Source organism: Pseudomonas frederiksbergensis (genome assembly GCF_003732705.1).
Taxonomy (GTDB): Bacteria; Pseudomonadota; Gammaproteobacteria; order Pseudomonadales; family Pseudomonadaceae; genus Aquipseudomonas; species Aquipseudomonas frederiksbergensis_F.
The window spans coordinates 149535-168731 of sequence record NZ_MOBR01000019.1 but is presented as its reverse complement, the minus strand read 5'-3'; the positions used below and the strand labels follow the sequence as shown (position 1 = coordinate 168731).

The 19197-nt window shown below is 53.4% G+C and carries 10 protein-coding genes and 1 other RNA gene; 7 read left to right on the top strand and 4 right to left on the bottom strand.

Annotated features, from left to right (window positions below; genetic code table 11):
- The first annotated feature begins 56 nt into the window (after positions 1 to 56).
- The 7 genes from mads1 (at position 57) to BK667_RS21085 (ending at position 15978) form a co-directional block, all read left to right on the top strand.
- Positions 57 to 251, top strand: a complete 195-nt coding sequence (gene mads1 / locus BK667_RS21110; protein ID WP_123598765.1) for a methylation-associated defense system helix-turn-helix domain-containing protein MAD1 — start codon at positions 57 to 59, stop codon at positions 249 to 251.
- Positions 251 to 496 (top strand): hypothetical protein, encoded by a 246-nt coding sequence (locus BK667_RS33100; protein ID WP_148060151.1) that lies wholly within the window; start codon positions 251 to 253, stop codon positions 494 to 496. The genes mads1 and BK667_RS33100 overlap by 1 nt, the downstream gene beginning before the upstream one ends.
- Complete coding sequence (locus tag BK667_RS21105) at positions 489 to 5783, top strand: DEAD/DEAH box helicase family protein (protein WP_123598764.1); 5295 nt, start codon at positions 489 to 491, stop codon at positions 5781 to 5783. Before BK667_RS33100 ends, BK667_RS21105 begins: the two co-directional genes overlap by 8 nt.
- Entirely contained in the window at positions 5780 to 8560 is a 2781-nt protein-coding gene (locus BK667_RS21100; protein ID WP_123598763.1) for a DUF8741 domain-containing protein, read from the top strand. The genes BK667_RS21105 and BK667_RS21100 overlap by 4 nt, the downstream gene beginning before the upstream one ends.
- Positions 8561 to 8582: 22 nt before the next feature.
- Positions 8583 to 13046, top strand: a complete 4464-nt coding sequence (locus BK667_RS21095; RefSeq protein WP_123598762.1) for an Eco57I restriction-modification methylase domain-containing protein — start codon at positions 8583 to 8585, stop codon at positions 13044 to 13046.
- Positions 13047 to 13061: 15 nt separating this feature from the next.
- Positions 13062 to 15044: a hypothetical protein gene (locus BK667_RS21090; RefSeq protein WP_259698137.1), complete on the top strand. Its 1983-nt coding sequence runs from the start codon at positions 13062 to 13064 to the stop codon at positions 15042 to 15044.
- 166 nt (positions 15045 to 15210) lie between these two features.
- Positions 15211 to 15978 carry an HNH endonuclease gene (locus BK667_RS21085; RefSeq protein WP_123598761.1) on the top strand — a complete coding sequence of 256 codons (768 nt, stop codon included), beginning with the start codon at positions 15211 to 15213 and terminating at the stop codon, positions 15976 to 15978.
- Between the two features lie 506 nt (positions 15979 to 16484).
- Here the strand turns inward: BK667_RS21085 and BK667_RS21080 are convergent.
- The 4 genes from BK667_RS21080 to BK667_RS21065 form a co-directional block, all read right to left on the bottom strand.
- Positions 16485 to 17741: an integrase domain-containing protein gene (locus BK667_RS21080; RefSeq protein ID WP_123598760.1), complete on the bottom strand. Its 1257-nt coding sequence runs from the start codon at positions 17739 to 17741 to the stop codon at positions 16485 to 16487.
- A 185-nt stretch (positions 17742 to 17926) separates the two neighbouring features.
- Positions 17927 to 18324, bottom strand: a transfer-messenger RNA (tmRNA) gene (gene ssrA / locus BK667_RS21075).
- A 94-nt stretch (positions 18325 to 18418) separates the two neighbouring features.
- The gene (locus BK667_RS21070; RefSeq protein WP_123516507.1) at positions 18419 to 18670 is read right to left on the bottom strand and encodes a PA2433 domain-containing protein; all 252 of its coding nucleotides are present in this window, start codon (positions 18668 to 18670) and stop codon (positions 18419 to 18421) included.
- Positions 18671 to 18911: 241 nt separating this feature from the next.
- The gene (locus BK667_RS21065; protein ID WP_123598759.1) at positions 18912 to 19190 is read right to left on the bottom strand and encodes a PA2433 domain-containing protein; all 279 of its coding nucleotides are present in this window, start codon (positions 19188 to 19190) and stop codon (positions 18912 to 18914) included.
- Positions 19191 to 19197 lie beyond the last annotated feature (7 nt).

Genomic DNA, 19197 nt, shown 5'->3' with positions numbered 1-19197 from the left:
ATTAAAGCAGGCCAAATCCGCTAAGATCCTCGATCTTGTTTTCCGTGGATCTAGTCATGACAGACCGTTGGCTTAGCGTTGAAGAAATCACTGAGCACCTCGGCGTCAGCAAAGACACCGTGTACGCCTGGATTGCCAAGCGACATATGCCTGCCCACAAGGTCGGCAGGCTGTGGAAATTCCAAAAAACAGAGGTGGATGCTTGGGTTAAGGCCGGTGGTGCCAGTGACATCTGCGCAGTAGACTCGTGATGATGGCTGAACGCTATCGCTTGTCCTATGCAGTGAGCGCATTGTTTGCTATGGCGGTTGAGCGGATCGCCGGTCGCCATTTGTCATGGGACAACGTTGGGGGGCTAGGGGAACCCGTCAACGGATCCGTGAACGTGTATGCGCACATTGGATTGGCTCGTCCGCGAGTGCCCGAAGGTGAGAACAACGCATTCATGACCGCTGGTTATCAAATCGAAGTGGAAGGAGAAAAAACGCATGGATAACGTATTCAATTTCCGCGATCAATTGATAAGTGAATACAGCAGCTTTTCCCGCAGCTTCTCCCGGATTCAGGCTACTGATATCCGAGAAGAAGTCGAGCGGCAGTATGCCAGTGGTCGTTATTGGCCTGAGCCGCTTATCCAGATCAATCCAAACTATCAGCGCAAGGGTACGGTGCAGCAACTTGCTGCGGATGGTCTATTGCACAAAGCCTGTGCCGAGATTTTTCAGGTAGGGAAAACGGAAGGTTATCCGGAACCGCTGCATCTTTACGCCCACCAGCTACAAGCCCTGGCCAAAGGTCAGGGTCGCCAGAGCTATGTAGTCACGACTGGCACAGGATCCGGTAAATCTTTGTCCTTTTTTATTCCTGTGATCGATCGAATCTTAAAAGCCAAGGATCAGGATCAAAGTCCGCGTACCCGCGCCATCGTCATCTATCCAATGAACGCCTTAGCCAACAGCCAGCTGGAAGAACTAGACAAATTCTTGCATGGTTACCCAGAAGGGCTGCAGCCATTCACCGTCGCTCGTTACACCGGGCAGGAGTCGCGTATCGAACGCGCCGCCATTGCTGACAATCCTCCGGATATTCTCCTCACTAACTTCATGATGTTAGAGCTTATTCTTACTCGGTTCGATGAGGACGATCGGCGGGTGGTTGAGCATTGTCATGGCCTGGAGTTCTTAATTCTTGACGAGCTGCATACCTATCGCGGGCGGCAGGGGGCTGATGTTGCGTTGCTGGTGCGGCGGTTGCGCGAGCGCTTACAAGCCGATGAACTAGTTTGCATTGGCACCTCTGCGACTATGTCCAGCACAGGAAGCCAAGCCGACCGCAACAAAACGGTGGCAGAGGTCGCTAGCAAACTTTTTGGCGCTTGCATTACTGAGCAAGACGTCATTGGCGAAACGCTGGAACGGGTAACAGATCCGCTCAAGGATGTAGCGGCCATTCTACCGAAACTGAAGATTGCGTTGAGCCGTAAGGAGTTTGCCTGGGAGGGATTCGAGTCTTTTCGCGCTGACCCAATGGCAATCTGGGTAGAGCTAAATCTTGGGATCGATTTTTCAGACAACGAACCTCCACGTCGTGCCAAGCCCATGACTTTGCATGATGCTAGCGCCAAACTTGCAAAGGTGGCTGGAGTCACTCCGGAGGATGCTCGCGTTAGTTTGCAGCGCTTTTTAGTCGCAGCTCATGAAATTAGAACCCCGCAAGGCCGCCCGCCTTTTGCCTTCAAGCTGCATCAGTTCATCAGTGGTCCGGGAAAAGTTCTGGCTACTCTGGAGGCTCAGGGCGCGCGCCATGTGACCCTCGACGCGCAGCGGTTTGCGCCGGGACGCCAGGACGAAGGTGTCCATTTATATCCAGTACATTTCTGTCGCGACTGCGGCCAGGAATACCACCCTGTGTGGCTTTCCAAGCAACTGCCCACCAGCTACCAGCCGCGCGAAATTGACGATATAGCCGCCGATGACAATGAAGACGTTACCTTTGGTTTTCTCTGTCCGGTGCAATCCGGCCAAAAGTATGGTGGGCTTTTAGAGGATTTGCCCGAGACTTGGTTGGACTTGAGTAAAGATGAACCCAAACTCAAGCAGAATTACAAAAAATTAGTACCTTACCAAACATCAGTGAGCGTGAGAGGTGATGAGGGGGCTGGCGAATCTTTCTGGTATATCCCAGGCAAATTCCGTTTCTGCCTAAAATGCTCGCAAGCGCATGAAGCCCATGGCAAAGACATAAACCGCCTGGCTAGCCTTTCGGGTGAGGGGCGTTCATCTGCCACAACCATCCTTACTTTGAGTGCGTTGCGTCAACTGTTTGCCGAGGGAGAGCCGGGGCCAGGGCAAGCCGATCCTCGTAAACTACTGGGCTTTACCGACAACCGTCAGGATGCCGCTCTGCAGGCTGGGCATTTCAACGATTTTGTTTTTCTGTTGACACTGCGTTCCGGCTTGATCGGCGCGCTGCAAAATAGCGAGGGGCTCCTGACCGAAGAGCAGTTGGCCGACTCGGTGTTCAAGGCGCTCGGCTTTGACCAACTGAATGACGCCACTCTCGTTGAATATCTGCGTACTCCCAAGCTCATGGGGCTGGCACGGCAGGAGGCGCAACGCACGTTGCGTTTCATCATCGGATATCGGCTGCTGCGCGACCTTCGTCGAGGCTGGCGCTTCAACAATCCGAACCTTGATCAGCTGGGTCTACTTGCCATTCGGTATCGCAGCTTGGATGAGTTCTGTGCAGACGACGCCTCCTTTGCCAAAAACTCCACACTGAGCAAACTGAATGCGCACAATCGCGCCACCCTCTGCCAGCAAGTTTTTGATGTCATGCGGCGCGGCCTGTGTTTGGAGAGCCGATACCTAGATGCGGTAGAGCAGGATAAAGCCCGTACTAGTGCTTTCTCCTACCTCAATGATCGCTGGGCCTTTGCCTCTGACGAGCAGTTGGAAACCGCCAAGTATTTAATCCTGGACAAGCGACCTGACTACAAGGGCAAGCCGCGAACCGATCTGATGCCAGGTGGCCCACGTTCGCGTCTTTTGCGCGACATAAAAACAGCGTCTTTCTGGAAGCAAACTTCAGTAGCTGGCCAAGTGGCGAGCTGGAAAGATGCAGACTGGCGCGACTTAGTGGAAGCCTTGCTGCAGGCCGCTAACCTTTATGGCTATGTGCAAAAGCACCCGATTGACCAGCGACTGGTGGGTTGGCGTTTGAATGCAGCGGCGCTGGACTGGTGTCTGATCACTGACGATGCCCAGGGTGACGATAGTCGAGCTAATGCTTTCTTCCGTACGCTCTATCTCAGTGTCGCCACGGTGTTGAGACAGAGCGGCCATTCGCTGTTCGATTTTGAGGCCCATGAACACACTGCCCAAGTCGATGCAGGAACGCGGCAATTGCTGGAGCAGCGATTCCGCTATACCGAGAAAGACCGCAAGGATTGGGCGAGCAACCCGGCACATGAAGCGCCGCTTGAGCGTTTACCTGTCATGTTTTGTTCGCCAACCATGGAGTTGGGTGTAGATATCTCTGCGCTTAACACCGTTTACTTGCGAAACGTGCCACCTACCCCAGCTAACTATGCGCAGCGTAGTGGCCGGGCAGGCCGCTCCGGACAGCAGGCTTTGGTCATCACTTACTGCGCTTCTCAGAGCCCGCACGACCAATGGTTTTTCCATCATGCCAATGAGATGGTGCATGGCGTAGTACGACCCCCTACTCTCGATTTGGCCAACCGTGATCTCGTACAAAGTCACCTGAACGCCGTCTGGCTAGCCTGCGCACAAGTAGCCCTGGACTCCAGCATCGCACTTATGCTCGATCTAGATCCGCCAGAAAAACCACTTATCCAGCATTATTACGATGCCCTCAATGATCCCGCGGTTCAGGCAAGAGCGCAGCTCAGCGCCTCTCGAGTCATCGCCCAGTTGCAAAACGAACTAAATGGCAGCGACTGGTTTAAACCCGACTACGTGCAACAGGTCATTAAAGAGGCGCCACAAGAGTTCTCCAACGCACTTGAGCGCTGGCGGGTCTTGTTCGATGCCACCCGCGCACAGATGAATATGGCTGACCAAATTGTAAAAAGTCATACCGCCTCCAACAGCGAAAGACAAAACGCCCAGCGTCGCTATGGGGATGCCGCTCGCCAGTACGCCGTACTGCTCAAGAGCGGTAATACGCAGAACTCGGATTTCTATACTTATCGCTACTTGGCCAGTCAAGGATTCCTGCCCGGTTACAACTTCCCTCGTTTGCCGCTTATGGCTTGGATTCCCGCCCGTGGCGGTATTTCTAATTCCGGCAAGGACGACGAAGGCAGTATGGTAAGCCGTCCGCGTTTTCTAGGCCTTTCTGAATTTGGCCCGCGCAGCCTTATCTACCACCAAGGCCGCATGTATCGCGTGGTGCGTGCCAAACTTAACGTCGGTTCGTCTGATCACATTTCGGGCAACAGTCAGTTGGCTACGGTTGCCTCATTGGTCTGTAGCCAGTGCGGCTATGGTCACGTTGGCGAGCCCGGCGGCGGGCAGCTCGCCGTTAACACCTGTGAAAACTGTGATGCACTGCTAACCGAGCATGATTGGGTGCGCGAGCTGTATCGCATCGAGACTGTCGAAACCGTAGCTGTCGAGCGCATCTCAATTAATGATGAAGACCGACAACGTCAAGGCTTCGACTTACAAACGACCTACCGCTTCCTGCCTGGGCCTGATGGTGTCATCCAGAAGCGTAAGGCGGAAATACATCAGGGCGGAGACGTACTGGCCGAGCTCACCTATGCTCCCGCCGCCCGCTTGTGGCGGATAAATCGAGGCTGGCGCCGGCGTAAGAATAAGGAACAGCTCGGTTTCTACATTAATCCCATTACTGGTACCTGGAGCAAGCAGGACGACCCTAGTGGCAGCGAAGACGGCGGCAGTGACGAAGCCTTACTCGACAAAATACCCAATCAGCGCATCGTTCCTTTTGTCGAGGATCATCGAAATCTGTTGATTTTGGCACCGCTGCACCCGCTTTCCACCGAGGCGATGGCTACCTTGCAGGCGGCGCTCAAGCGCGGTATTGAAATGACCTTTCAGATCGAAGAATCCGAACTGGTCGCTGAGCCATTGCCCAAAGGCGACGAACGCCGAGCGTTGATGTTTTACGAGGCAGCCGAAGGCGGTGCAGGAGTGCTAACCCGCCTAGCAAGCGAGCCTGCCAGCCTTGCGCAAGTCGCTAGCAGCGCCCTAAGTCTTATGCATTACAACGTACCGCAAGGTGGGTGGCAGTTCGACAACCTACCCGAGCTGGAACAAACCGACGCACAAGGAAGCCGTATCTGCGAAGCCGGCTGCTACCAATGCCTACTTTCCTACTTCAATCAGCCCGATCACGAACACATCAATCGCCGCAACGCCGATGCGCTCAAGCTTCTGGTCGCGTTGGCCAATGCCCAAGTACAACCGAGTCAGGTACCTGTTGTTGCGGCGGCATGCAATTCAGTCAACAGCAGTGATGACCTTTTGGAGCAATGGCTGCAAGTCCTTAGTCGGGCAGGGCACCGCCAGCCCGATACCGTCAATTTGTCAGTCCTTAATGGGATGGCTACTGCAGCCGGACAGTACAAAGCTGTCCGCGCATTGGTATTCCTTAAGGCGGTATCTAATGAGTTGCATAGCCTACTAGTCGACAAAGGCTGGCAAGTGCTTGACTTTTCCGACCCATCACAATGGTCAGTCAAGTTCGCCCGCCATGCTGACGTGTTTGACATGCCAGAGAAACAACAATGACTACACTCGAACACGATTTCATGCCCGGCAACTTGATTCGCGCCCGTGGGCGAGAGTGGGTGGTGCAAAGCGACTCTCGACGTGACTGGCTGCGATTGCGCCCACTGGGTGGCGCAGATGACGACATCATCGCCTTGATTCCTGAGCTTGAGTTTGAGCCCGTCGAGCCTGCTACCTTCCCATGGCCACAGCCCGAACAGGCTGGCAACCATGCGGCGGCTCTGTTATTGCGCGATGCTCTGCGTTTAAAGCTTCGCAACGGTGGTGGCCCATTCCGCTGCTTTGGCAATATCGCCGTCGAGCCGCGTGGTTACCAGTTGGTGCCGCTGTTGATGGCCCTACGGTTGACGACTGTACGTTTACTAATTGCCGATGACGTAGGTGTCGGAAAAACTATCGAAGCCGGCTTGATTGCCCGCGAGCTGATGGATCGTGGTGAGATCAGCCGCCTAGCTGTACTTTGTCCGCCGCACCTCGTCGAACAATGGCAAAGTGAGTTGGAAACCCGCTTCAATCTGCAAGCTGTGGCGCTTACCTCTAGCAGCGCTAGCCGCATTGAGCGTGAACTGCCACACGGTGTTAGCCTGTTTGACCACTACCCTGTGGTTGTAGTCAGCCTCGACTACATCAAAAGCGAACGCCACCGCGAACACTTCCTTTCCATTGCTCCGGAATGTGTAATCGTCGATGAGGCACATACCTGCGTTAGGAGTGGTGCTGGCAAGCAACTGCGCTTTGAGCTGCTGCAGCGCTTAGTGAAAGACGAAAGTCGCCATCTGCTGCTGCTCACCGCCACACCGCATTCTGGCGACGAAGTCGCGTTCTACAACTTACTTTCCTTGCTTGACCCGCGCTTTATTGCATTGCAAGGACGCATGTCCACCACTGATCCGTTGCGCCAGGAGCTCGCCCGCCATTTCGTCCAGCGTCGCCGCAAGGATATAGCCGAATGGCAGGCGGAAACCGGCGATGGCCGTGGTTTTCCGCGCCGCATGAAAACCGAAGTTACCTACCAGCTTAGTGGTGACTGGGGCCGTTTTTTCGATGCAGTACAAAGCTACTGCCGTGAGCTGGCCGAAAGCATTGAGCAGTCAAAGTCCGGCAGCGTACGTCTGATCTGGTACGCCACCCTTGCCCTGTTGCGTTGCGTTGCATCCTCTCCGGCAGCGGCAGTTAAAGCCTTGACCACCCGAATCGAGGGCTCTCTCGAATTCGACGATCTGCTAACCGACGGACGTTTGCATGACGGCGAGGCTGACGATCTTGAAAGCAGCGACTTGGAGCCGCCAGCTCAACTCCAAGATGCCAGTCGCCTGCAAACCCTCATCAAAGAGGCTGAGCGCCTTTCTGGCAAGGCCGGCGACCCTAAACTCTCTAGCCTTATTCAGCACCTGCAATCCCTGATTAAGGACGGGTATCAGCCGGTGGTGTTCTGTCGCTATATCGCTACCGCGCACTATGTCGCCGAGCACCTGAAAAAAGCCTTCCCCAAGGTCACCATCGACGCCATCACCGGCGAATACACACCAGAAGAGCGTCGCGAGCGGGTCGATGCGATGGAGGAGTGCAGCCAGCGCATTCTGGTCGCCACAGACTGCCTTTCTGAAGGCATTAATCTGCAGCATTTGTTCACCGCCGTCGTCCACTACGACCTAGCTTGGAATCCTACCCGTCACGAGCAACGTGAAGGCCGTGTCGACCGCTTTGGTCAGCAATCGGCGGAAGTGCGCTGCACGATGCTCTATGGGCAGGACAACCCAGTTGATGGCTTTGTGATTAACGTCATTCTGCGCAAGGGCGAGGCCATCCAGAAAGAACTCGGCGTGTTAGTACCCATGCCCGAAGACGAGCAGCGCATCAGTCAGGCGCTGGTGAAAGCAGCCCTTATGAAGCGCGGCGGCATCAATGCTCCTTATACGCCAGATATGTTTGCTGCCGCGAATGTCGAACTGCAGCCGCTGCAAGCCCAGTGGCAGGACGCATTGGAAAAAGCCAAGGCAAACCGCACAGTGTTCGCCCAGCGACGTATTCGTCCTGATGAAGTGTTGCCAGAATGGAAAAAACAGCAGCAGGCTCTCGGTACCCAGGCCGACGTTCAACGCTTTGTACATAGTGCTTGCGCCCGATTGAATGCCCCCCTGGAGCCCACGCATAAGCCGCATCACCAGCGATTGCTGCCACAGCACTTGCCCGAGGCTTTAAGGATGCGTCTAGCCGATGAAGGGATCGGTAAGCCACTGATAATTGATTTCAACGAACTGCACCGCAGCCATCCACTGGTTACCGTGCTGGCTGAATATCTGCTCGAAGATAGCCTTTCCAGTGAGCATGCCATCGCTGCCCGCAGCGCTGCCACTCTCACCGATGCGGTGGACGTGGTTACCACCATTTACCTGCTGCGACTACGCCACCAGCTCGGCTATGTACGTCGCCGCGAGCCCTTTCAGATGATGGCCGAAGAGACAGTAGCGCTGGCCGTTAAAGGTCGCAGTAATCCGCAGTGGTTGAGTGATGAATCGGCCAGCAAACTATTGCAATGTACTCCTAGTGGCAACCTACCCACTGAAACCATGCAGCGCGAAATCCGCACCGCTCTTGATTTCCTTGTCAGCAACCAGCAGCAGCTAGAAACGTTGGCTACCGATCGCGCCAATTCGTTGTTGGACGACCATCGGCGTGTGCGCGAGGCCGCTCGAGATGTTGGCCAGTACAGCGTTAGCCCCTGTCTACCAGTGGATGTGATTGGTGTGTATGTGTTGCTACCGGATTCGCTGTAAGCGCGCCTAAGGAAAGTCAAAAATGAGAAAGCTCCGCAAAACCCAGGCCGCGCTCAACTTACCTACGCTTAAGCTAGAAGGAGGTTTGTTCCTGCCTGACCAGTTGGAAAAGGCCGCTCTTGGAAGTGCCAAATGGCAAACCGAAACAGATTACCTCATCCCTAAGGGGCTTAAGCTCAAGGACGATTACAGCCGGGCCTTCCAGATTGCCAGTGCCCAGTACAAACACTTCGCTGCGCAAATGGATCGTGCAGATGTGGATGCTGCGGCGATCACGCAACACCTGGTGTTCGAGCTTCTGCGCGATGCATTTGGCTACAGCAATCTTTCGCAAGTCAAATGTATCACCGTGGGTGAACGGCACTACCCAGTGCAGCTACTCGCAGGCAACCTGCCCATCGTTGTCGCACCGCACACAATGGGTCTGGATGATGCCGATGCACGCTTTGCTATCGCGGGAAGTGGTAGCCGAAAAAAGTCCGCTTTCCAGCTCGCACAGGAACTGCTTAACGCCAGCTCCGAACACCTGTGGGCGATTGTCAGCAATGGCAAACAACTTCGGCTGTTGCGCGATGCGGCCACACTCACCCGCCCCAGCTTTCTGGAAGTGGACCTGCAAGATTTACTGAGCGGTCAGCGCTATGCTGAGTTCACCAACGTCTGGCGCCTGTTGCACGCCAGCCGTGCTGGCAATGGCCTACAAAGTTGCATCTGGGAAAGTTGGCGCGAAGCCGGGCAGGAGGAAGGCACTCGTGTGCGCGATGGTCTGCGCCTGGGAGTTACCCAAGCTCTGCTCACCCTCGGCGAAGGTTTTTTGCAACACCACAGCAACGAGGCCCTGCGCCGTGCCTTGCACGACGGCGAGCTGAGCAAGGATGCGTATTTCCAGCAATTGTTGCGCCTTGTCTATCGGCTGATCTTTCTATTTAGCGTGGAGGAGCGTGGCCTGCTGCATCCAGCAGACGAGAATAAGGAAGCTATCGCCGCCCGTCGTGCTTATTCAGAGGGGTATGCTGTAGCTCGCTTGCGTGAATTGTGCCTGAAACGTCGCGCCCGTAATCGTTTTGAAGATCACTGGCAAGCTCTGCGCATCGTCTTCAAGGGGCTGAGTGCAGGCGAGCCGCGCCTCGCCTTGCCTGCGCTCGGGGGACTGTTTGCCCAAAGTCAGTGCCCTTCGTTGGATGCGGCACACCTGAGCAACGCTGACTTGCTAGCCGTGATGCAGAACCTTCGCTGGGCCAACCACGGTGGCACGCCCGCCCCGGTGGACTATCGCAATATGGGGCCAGAAGAGCTCGGCAGTGTGTACGAAAGCCTGCTGGAATTGGTACCGGAAATCGATCTGCCAGCCAAACGCTTCGGCTTTATCGGTTTGACCAGTGAGGGCAGCACCGCAGGCAACGCTCGCAAGCTAACCGGAAGCTACTACACACCCGACTCACTGGTCCAGGAGCTGATCAAGTCAGCACTCGACCCTGTGATCCAGCAGCGTCTGGCTGACAATCCCTCCAATCCAGTGGAGGCCCTGCTGGCGATCCGTGTGATAGATCCGGCATGCGGCAGCGGCCATTTTCTGCTTGCAGCTGCCCGCCGCCTGGCGGAAAAATTGGTGCACCTGCAAACATCCGAAGGCGCAGTGAAACCGCAGGACTACCGCCACGCTCTGCGCGAAGTGGTCAGCCGCTGTATATTTGGGGTGGACCGCAATCCGATGGCGCTGGAGCTGGCGCGCACGGCCCTGTGGTTAGAAGGATTTGAAGAAGGCCGCCCTCTCGGCTTTCTCGATCACCACCTGCAATGTGGTGATGCGCTGCTGGGCCTGACCGACTTAAAGTCACTGCAGTTGGGCATCGCCAAAGATGCTTTCAGGCCTTTGAGTGGTGACGATAAAGAGGTGTGTAAGGTCTTTGCTAAGGCCAATGCCACCGCACTAAGAGACTTAGAGAAAAAGCGCAATGCACATGCTTTTGGTCAATTTGAGGTCATTTATACGGAAGGTAGTGGGTTGGCTGCACTGCAGACCATCGAAGCTCTACCACAAGACAGCGCCCAACAGATTGCTAACAAAGAAGCCGCATACCACGAGTTTCTGACGAAGGCCAAAACCAGCCGCCTAGCTCATGCGGCTGATCTAGTGCTGGGAGCTTTTTTACTACCTAAGACCGAGGCCAACCAAAGCGCAATTCCCACCAGTGGCACTCTCTATCTAACGTTACTTGGCGATGTGCTCCCTATCGCAAACGCCCACCAACTCGCCGCAGCACAAGCAGTGTGTTTAGAGGCTCGTGTGCTTCACTGGCCGCTGGCCTTTCCACAAGTATTTGCCGCTGGTGGATTTGATTGCGTGCTTGGTAACCCTCCATGGGAACGCATCAAGCTGCAAGAGGAAGAGTTCTTCGCTACTCGTCACAGTGATGTGGTGAAAGCCAAAAACAAGGCCGAACGCAGTCAGCGTATCCGTTGGTTAAGCGAGGGTATGCTAGCGAAGAACCTGTACCGGCAGCACGACCACAGCCCACCCGATTGCGAGGCTGAACAGCGCCTGTATGCGGAGTTCATCAGTGCTCGCCGCACCGCTGAAGCGGCAAGCTTGTTTGCCCATGTAAAGGAAGCTGATGGTGGCCGCTATCCGCTCACAGGCGTGGGCGACGTGAACACCTACGCACTGTTTGCAGAAACAATTAGTCAGATTACACAACGAGAGGGGCGCGCCGGTTTTATCGTGCCTACCGGCATCGCCACCGACGACAGCACTAAAGCCTTTTTCTCTCACATTACCCAAAACAGACATTTAGTGAGTATGAAAGGGTTTTGGGAGATTCGCCGAATTTTCCCTGGTACGGATAGCCGAGATCCATTCTGTCTTCTTACGCTGGGTTTCAGTGAAACAGCGGAGTTTATTTTTCTGGCAAAGAACTCATCAGATTTGCTTGATAGACGACGGATTTTCAGTTTGTCTAGCAATGAGTTCCGCCTCATCAACCCTAACACGCTCACTTGCCCGGTGTTTCGCAGTGAGTGCGATGCCGAACTGACCAAAAAGATCTACCGTGCCGTACCGGTGCTAATTGAAGAAGGTAACCCCGAAGGCAACCCTTGGGGCATTTCCTTTATGACAATGATGCACATGTCTAATGACAGTCACCTATTTGAGAACTCTTTTGGTCCTGGATTGTTGCCATTGTATGAGGCCAAGATGATCCACCAGTACGACCACCGCTGGGGCACATACACGCCGGATGGTACTAGTCGCGATGTGAGTCTACTTGAGAAAGCCGACCCGGATTACTCTATCACCCCGCGCTATTGGGTGAGCGCGAAAGAGGTGAGTGATCGGTTGCAAATTAAAGGTTGGAACAAGGGGTGGTTAATGGGGTGGCGAGGGATTGCTAGGGCATCGGATGAGAGAAGTGTCATTGGAGGAATATTGCCATTATCTGGTGTTGGTAATAGTTGTCATTTGGTATTGCCGTCGAATGAAATTGCCCCACAGCAAATTGCTTGCTTAATTTCAAACATTTCGGTCTTGATTTTTGATTTCGTTGCTCGTCAGAAAATTGGAGGTGCTAACTTCAATTTCTTCATTCCAAAGCAACTCCCAGTACTACCGCCTAGCCACTATGTCGAAGTTGATTTGGCCTTTATTGTTCCTCGTGTGCTGGAGCTCACCTATATTTCCTATGACCTTACAGCTTGGGCACAAGATCTCGGCTTTGCTGGGCAACCCTTCATCTGGGACGAAATACGACGGTCCCAACTACGTGCTGAACTTGATGCGTATTACGCAAGACTCTATGGTCTCACCCGTGACGAGCTGCGCTACATCCTCGATCCTGCCGACCTGATGGGCCCAGACTATCCAAGTGAAACCTTTCGTGTACTCAAAAACAATGAGACTAAGGCGTTCGGCGAATACCGCACTCAACGTTTGGTTATGCGTGAATTCGACCGAATGACATTGGCGGAAGCCAGTGGTGAAGCCTATGTCAGTCCCCTAGTGCCGCCACCTGGACAACAGGCGCAGCCAACTTATTCGGAGCGTGGCGCTCTTCGCGATGAGCTAGATGCTCGCCTGGCTGGCCTGCTGCTCACGCTTATTCAGAAAGCGGGACGTTTGGCGCGTCGTAAGCTAATCGATGCCTCGCTTCTTGCGGCCCGCTCTGAGTTGTTGTCGTCTTATGTAGGGGAAACGAACGCAAAAAATGTTACGACCTATCAAAACCAGTATGCCGGAATCTTCGAATCCACACGACTGGCAGGTGATCGTATACAGAGTTGGATTCGTTATTTTGAGGCCTCGGGGCTGGTGAGGGTAGAGTCCGACCATCTTGTCGCGCTAAAGGGACGAGATATCCCAGCTCATTTGATTGTCGATACTCAAGCTACATCGGTCGCGAGCATTCTGTTGAACGCTGCGGAACAGATGCAGCTTGGTGCCGCTGACGAAGAGATCCAGACCAGCCAACAATCAAGCAAAAAAGCCTAAGCAAGGAGCGAAACGGTGCAGGAATTGATCCAGCAATTACCAGAAGTGAGGCACAGTCCACGTTTATGGTTCGAACGTTTGACCCTCTTTCGTGAAGCGGGCCCTGACCACATTCTTCGCACCGTAGCTTTTCGGCGTGGCCTGAATATTGTCTGGGCCAAGGAACCTGTGGCTGGTAGTGCCTCTGGCGCACGTGCAGCAGGCCATGGAGTTGGCAAGACCTCTTTATGCCTATTACTGCGTCTGTGTCTGGGAGATACAGCCAAGGCTGTCAGTGAGGTGCGTGAGGAGTTGTTCGGTGAGTTCCCGCAAGGTGGTGTCGCGGCCGTTTTGCATGTAGAGGACCAAGTATTTACTCTGTTCCGCCATTTCAATACCTACAAGGAAGGCATTGCTCTGGAAGGTGACGACATCAATGCGCTATGGGGCGAGGAAACCGGCGATACAGACCGCTCATTTATACAACACCTTTCCGACGTAATGATGGCTAAGGTTACGCCACGCGTCATCCCGGAAACAGACCAGGCTATTGAATGGCGCCACCTCTTGGCTTGGATCAGCCGGGACCAAGGTTCGCGCTTTAAGTCTTTTTTCTCTTGGCGCGAGGGCGAGGGCACAGGTTTGCAACGCAGTCGCCAGGATCCACCCATTATCATGCGTGCAGTGTTGGGTTTGCTGGATCAGGCGGAATCAAGTCTCATGAGTCGCTTGGCTGAGTTGGAAGCGGACTTGGAACATGCTAAGAAGCAAACGATCGCGTTGTTGCATGAGCCAGTTTTGATCCGCAGGCGCATTGAGTCTGACCTACGTGCTTGGCGGAATCTATCGGATAGTTTGCCGATGCACGCTGAGGATTTGTTTGCTAACTCAGTGGTAAAGGAAGTGCGTAATGCTGCTGATAAAACAGCGTCTGTATTGCAGGACTGGAATGAGCGTCAAGACGAAGCCGAACAAAATCTGGCAAAGCTGCGTGCAGAAGTAGCGGAACTACAGACTCAGCTCAACAGGGCAAGCTTGGAGTACGACTATGTTGAGGCAGCAAGGGTGGGAGATGAGGACGCCTATAAAACAATTGGTGTGAAACTACTGAGGCTCACTCAACTTGCAGGGGACTGCCAAGAGGGGAATCTTCCATTTTCGAAATGCCAGCACATCCAGGCAGAAGTTGGGCGCTTGCAGGTGGCTAATCTAAGAGATGAGCGTGATAAGAAAAGCTTGAGTCGTGCCATGGAGGAATCTGCATCACGGGCAATAGCTGTACTTCAACGTAAGAAGCAGTTCGAAGCTAAGCTTCAAAGTCTGGAGATGGTCGAAACTGAATTGGTTGGCAAGCGCAATAAAATTCGTGAAGTTCGGGATAAGACGTCTCATGAGGCTCGTCGCGGAGAAGAACTGCTTGTTGAAATGGAACGTTGGGAGAGGTCGGCAGGCTCCTCCGTTTCCCAAGCTGCTATTGATCAGTCCTGTGCCAAGTCTGACGGCATTGGACGCGATATAAGTAGCACCCGAATTCAGTTGGCGATAGTACAGAAAGATTTATCAACCCGGGAAAAACGTATAGCCAGCATCATGGATCGTTTTACAGGAGAACTTCTGTCCAATGACGCGTTTGGCGCATTTGATCCCCGCGATGAAAATCGACCTTTCCGAATTTCGATGCGAGGCGGTGAAGCCTACCGTGTGCTGGAGGTTCTATTGGGCGATATCGCATGCCTTGTGGAAAGCGCAGGAGATGGTAATGCGTTTCCTGGTTTAGTCATTCACGATTGCCCACGCGAAGCAGATATGAGCGCCGGGCTTTATGAGGGGTTCCTGTTGTTAACCGATCGTCTGCAGAAAGCTTTTGACGTCGGCGCGAATATTCCGTTTCAGTACATAGTGACCACGACCACACCTCCGCCAGAGGAGCTGATCGGTAGCGAGCAGGTGTGCCTGGTACTTGATCCGAGTTTTGACGATGGCATGCTTTTCAAACGTCGATTTTCTGGAGCGCTATAATAGCGAATTTCTCTCAATGGCTCAGACAAGTTAGTCGGATACGGCTTATAGGTCGAACTTGCTCGATGCAGGGCTTTTTTGTCATGACGTTACCTGGAAAATCCAAAAAACGTGTGCAGCTCTGTTGCCTATTCAACCAGCATAAGCAAGCACGGATGATGTTTCGATGAATTCTCTTCAGCGAGCCCTAATAGAAAAAAGCGGTACGGATAATGGCTTTGAACACACACTTGCTGATGAAGTAGGTAGCGTCACCCTTGCGTCGGCCCGACACCCGACCTGTGCCACAGTGACGGTTGTTGGCAGTGGTTTCGACATCTTCGTCATGTCAGGCATCGCTTCTTTGCTGCCCGAGTTGATACGCAGTTTTTCAGCAGAACAGCAGGCCAGCGGCGAATTTAGAGTAACCAACGAAGCAGCATTAGCAGCTTTGCTGCGTCGTACTGCTAGTTTATCCATTGCACTACCTAGCCAGGCTGCAGCTGGCTACAGTAAGGCTGTTACCGAGGCATTGTCAGCTTTGCCTGATGGTTTGGCAGGTACCGAAATCGAGCGGTTGGTGCGCCTGCGTGTGGGGCAGCAAAAATTCCGTGAGGCTTTGCTTGAGTATTGGGGCAGCTCATGTGCCGTGACAGGTGTCTCACTGCCTGAGGTATTGCGTGCCAGTCACGCCAAACCCTGGGCGGAATGTCCATCCGATGCTGAGCGGCTAGATGTTTTTAACGGCTTTCTTCTTACCGCAAATCTGGACGCGTTGTTCGATCGATTTTTGATCAGCTTCGATGATCAGGGAGGTCTGCTGGTTTCTTCTCGACTTCTTGGTGTGGATCTACAGAAGTTAGGCATTCATCCTGGGATGAGGCTGCGCTGGTTGGCGGATGAGCATAGGAGGTACTTGTGCTTCCACCGCTCAATTTATAAGTCATTCGGTTAAGCAGGAGATGTTTAACCATGGTAGTGTATTTTTGACAATCGTTAGCCGTAAGCTAAAGCAAAAAAATAATGATTCAGTATGGCAGCCCGAGGGCTGCAATACTGAATTTAGAAATCTGAGTAAGCATGAATTGATTGTTTTAGGTTTATAGTCATGTGCTTGATCGAAGTAGGCTGCGATCTTCACATTCGATACATGATTTCATGAAAATATTACCCTCATGGCTCGATTGCAAAATTTCGTTTCATGAACAACTATAAGGGTGTGTATGTGTTAAATTTCCCCCGGGTGGGAAATTGCAGGGCGTAGTTCTCAGTATTTAGCTATTAAGAGATTTTCATTCCCCACACTAGCTTCCCCATTCAGTAGATTGATTGTAGGTTGAAGTGGTTTCTTCTCCTTCTTCTTTACTGTAGCCGTCAACTTAAGCATAAACGCGACATCCTTACCATTAATTCTGGTCAAGTTGATGCAATGGCAATTGCATAAGTTCAATTGAGGTGTGGTTAACCGGTCGATACTAGTTTCAGACTCCTTGACCCCTGAACGGCTGAGATCGACAAACTACCGGTAGCCGCACGCTGGATGTGCTCGCTCCACCAGATCATCATCGGGCGTCTTCTCTCAATGTAATCCGCACGATTGTAGGCACTACGCACTTCGTCCTTGTCTACGTGAGCAAGTGCGACCTCGATCAGCTCTGGATCCCATCCCTGTTCGTTTAGGATAGTGCTCGCCATGGAGCGCATGCCATGGCTCACCAATCGACCTTCAAAGCCCATGCGTTTCAGGGCCATGTTTGCTGTCTGGCTGTTGCAGTGAGTTCGTGGGTTTCTGTCAGCAGGGAACACATACTCTCTGTGGCCGCTGTAGGGTTTGATAGTCTCAAGCAGAGCTAGTGCGTGTCCGGTCAGCGGTATGACGTGTGCACGTCGCTTTTTCATCCGCTCGGCTGGAATCGTCCAAGTTTTCTTGTCGAGATCGATGTCAGCCCAAGAAGTCGTCGCGGCTTCCGCAGGACGGGTCATGGTGTGAAGCTGCCATTCTATCAGGCAGCGAGTTGTTCTTTTTATGCTCGCATTGGCAATGGCGACCATCAGTTCTGGCAGCTCTTCAGGACGAAGGGCGGCCATGTTCTGCTTTTTCGGCTTTTTGAAAACCGCTCGGATGCCACTGAGCGGATTGGCAAAGATCATTCCAGAGTTCACGCCGTAGGTCATGATCTCGTTGAGCCGTTGGGTCAGTCGTTTCACTGTCTCCAGGCTGCCTTTGGTTTCCAAAGGGCGAAGAAGCTCGATAACTCTCGGGGCATTGACCTGCGAGATGGGTGTTGTGCCAAGTGATGGAAAGACATGCAGCGTGAGTGAGCGCCAGATGTCCTCGGCATAAGCTTGAGTCACAGAATCCTTTTTCAGTTCAAACCAGGCAGACGCCACGTTCTCGAATGTGTGCTCGGTTGCCTGCCTTTTTGTCTGCTCCAACTCGCTACGTTGTTCTTTCGGGTCGATGCCCTGAGCGAGAAGCTCTCTGGCTTCGACAGTTTTCTTCCTGGCTTGCGCAAGTGAGAGTTCTGGGTAGGTGCCAAGGCCCATATTGATGCGGTTTTTGGTAATCGGCTGCCGGTAGTTGAAGTTCCAGAGCGTAGAACCATTGACCCTTACGCGCAGCTGTAAACCGTCTCCATCGCTGAGGACGTAGTCTTTGTCTTTCGGCTTTACCGCTTTGAGCTGGCGGTCAGAGAGGCGGGTGGCTTGGGCGCACATGAGGAGTTCCATGACATCAATTGGTATTCCAAAAATTACCACTGAAGGGCTTGGAATACCATCTGGAATACCCGATGTCGTGGATTGTGCCGGACGTCCATGGATCCTAATAGACCCTAAAGCCTTGATTTTTCTGGATTTCAGGCACAAAAAAAGACGTCCGTGGACGTCTTTAGATGTAAAGTTGGTGGAGCCGGGGGGATTTGAACCCCCGTCCGCCAGTACTCCGCTGTCGGTACTACATGCGTAGCCGTTTCTATTAAGTTAACCCTCAGCGACCCGAAGGGCAGGGTGCTTTGGGCGAGTTGTGTAAGTTTTAGCCGCTTCGTCCACAACGTACTGCACGGCGATTCTGTTCTATATGACAATCACTTTGGGTTTACAGACATCCCCTGGTGATTGCTGGACCCGAAGGTACCAGAAGCTCAGGATCTAAAGCTGCTTACGCAGCGAGAGAGAATTCCTGGCCGTAGGTTTCGTCATTGGCAACTATAAGAAGTTGCAACAGTGGATTTACGAGTTCTGTTACCAACTCGGCATGCACCTAAAGTTTCGCGACCGGCGTCGAATCCTAAACGGCCCCGTGCCTGTTGCTCGGTGAATCATAGTGAGCAACAGGCCTGCGCAGTGTACGCCAATGCAGCTCAGAAGGCCAACCGCAAGGTTGGCCTCGTTGTTCAATTTGCCATCGACAACGCCTGGCTGGCCTCGGTGGCGCATTTTTTGTCATCTTTGGAGGCCTGTGAAGCTTTGGCGCTGGCCAGCAGTCTTTTGATCTCCGGTGCGTTGGGGGAGGTCGCCGGCAGTGAGTTCACTTTGGCTTCGAGCTCTTGCAGCTTGCTCGTACACAGGTTGTTGTCCGCAGCAAACACGGGAGAGGCCAACATTGCAGCAGACATGAACAGACCAGCGAGTGCGGTACGTTTCATGGAAATCTCCTAGTACTGATGGTCTCGGTGCTGCCGTATGAGCGGGCGGCCGAGGTCGAAAACAGGCCACCCTGAAAAAGGGGCCTACTTAAAAGACCACGGCGCTGCGCAGTAATTCGGTTTTGGCATTTCTGAACGGCCACAGGCCTGTTGCTCTGTGAATCGTGCTGAGCAACAGGCCTGTGTGTTTAACATCAATGTCTGCGAACTAGGCCAGCCCAAAGGTTGGCCTCGTCGGGGGCTATTGCTTGCCGCCGTCACCGGACTTCTGAATATCCTGAATCGTTTGGGTCGTTTCGGCGATGCAATCTTCAGTGCCTTTTTTGGTGCCCGTCGCGTGATCGGCTTTGGCTTTGTCGACGGAGGCCTGTACCTGCTCAGTCATCTCTGGAGAGATCTGAGCTTTGGAATCCTCGATGGTTTGCAAATTGGTCGCGCAGAGATCTTTTTCGGCGGCGAACGAGGTGGACGCCATCAGCGAGGCAGTAACGAACAGACCTAACAGTACAGAACGTTTCATGAGTATC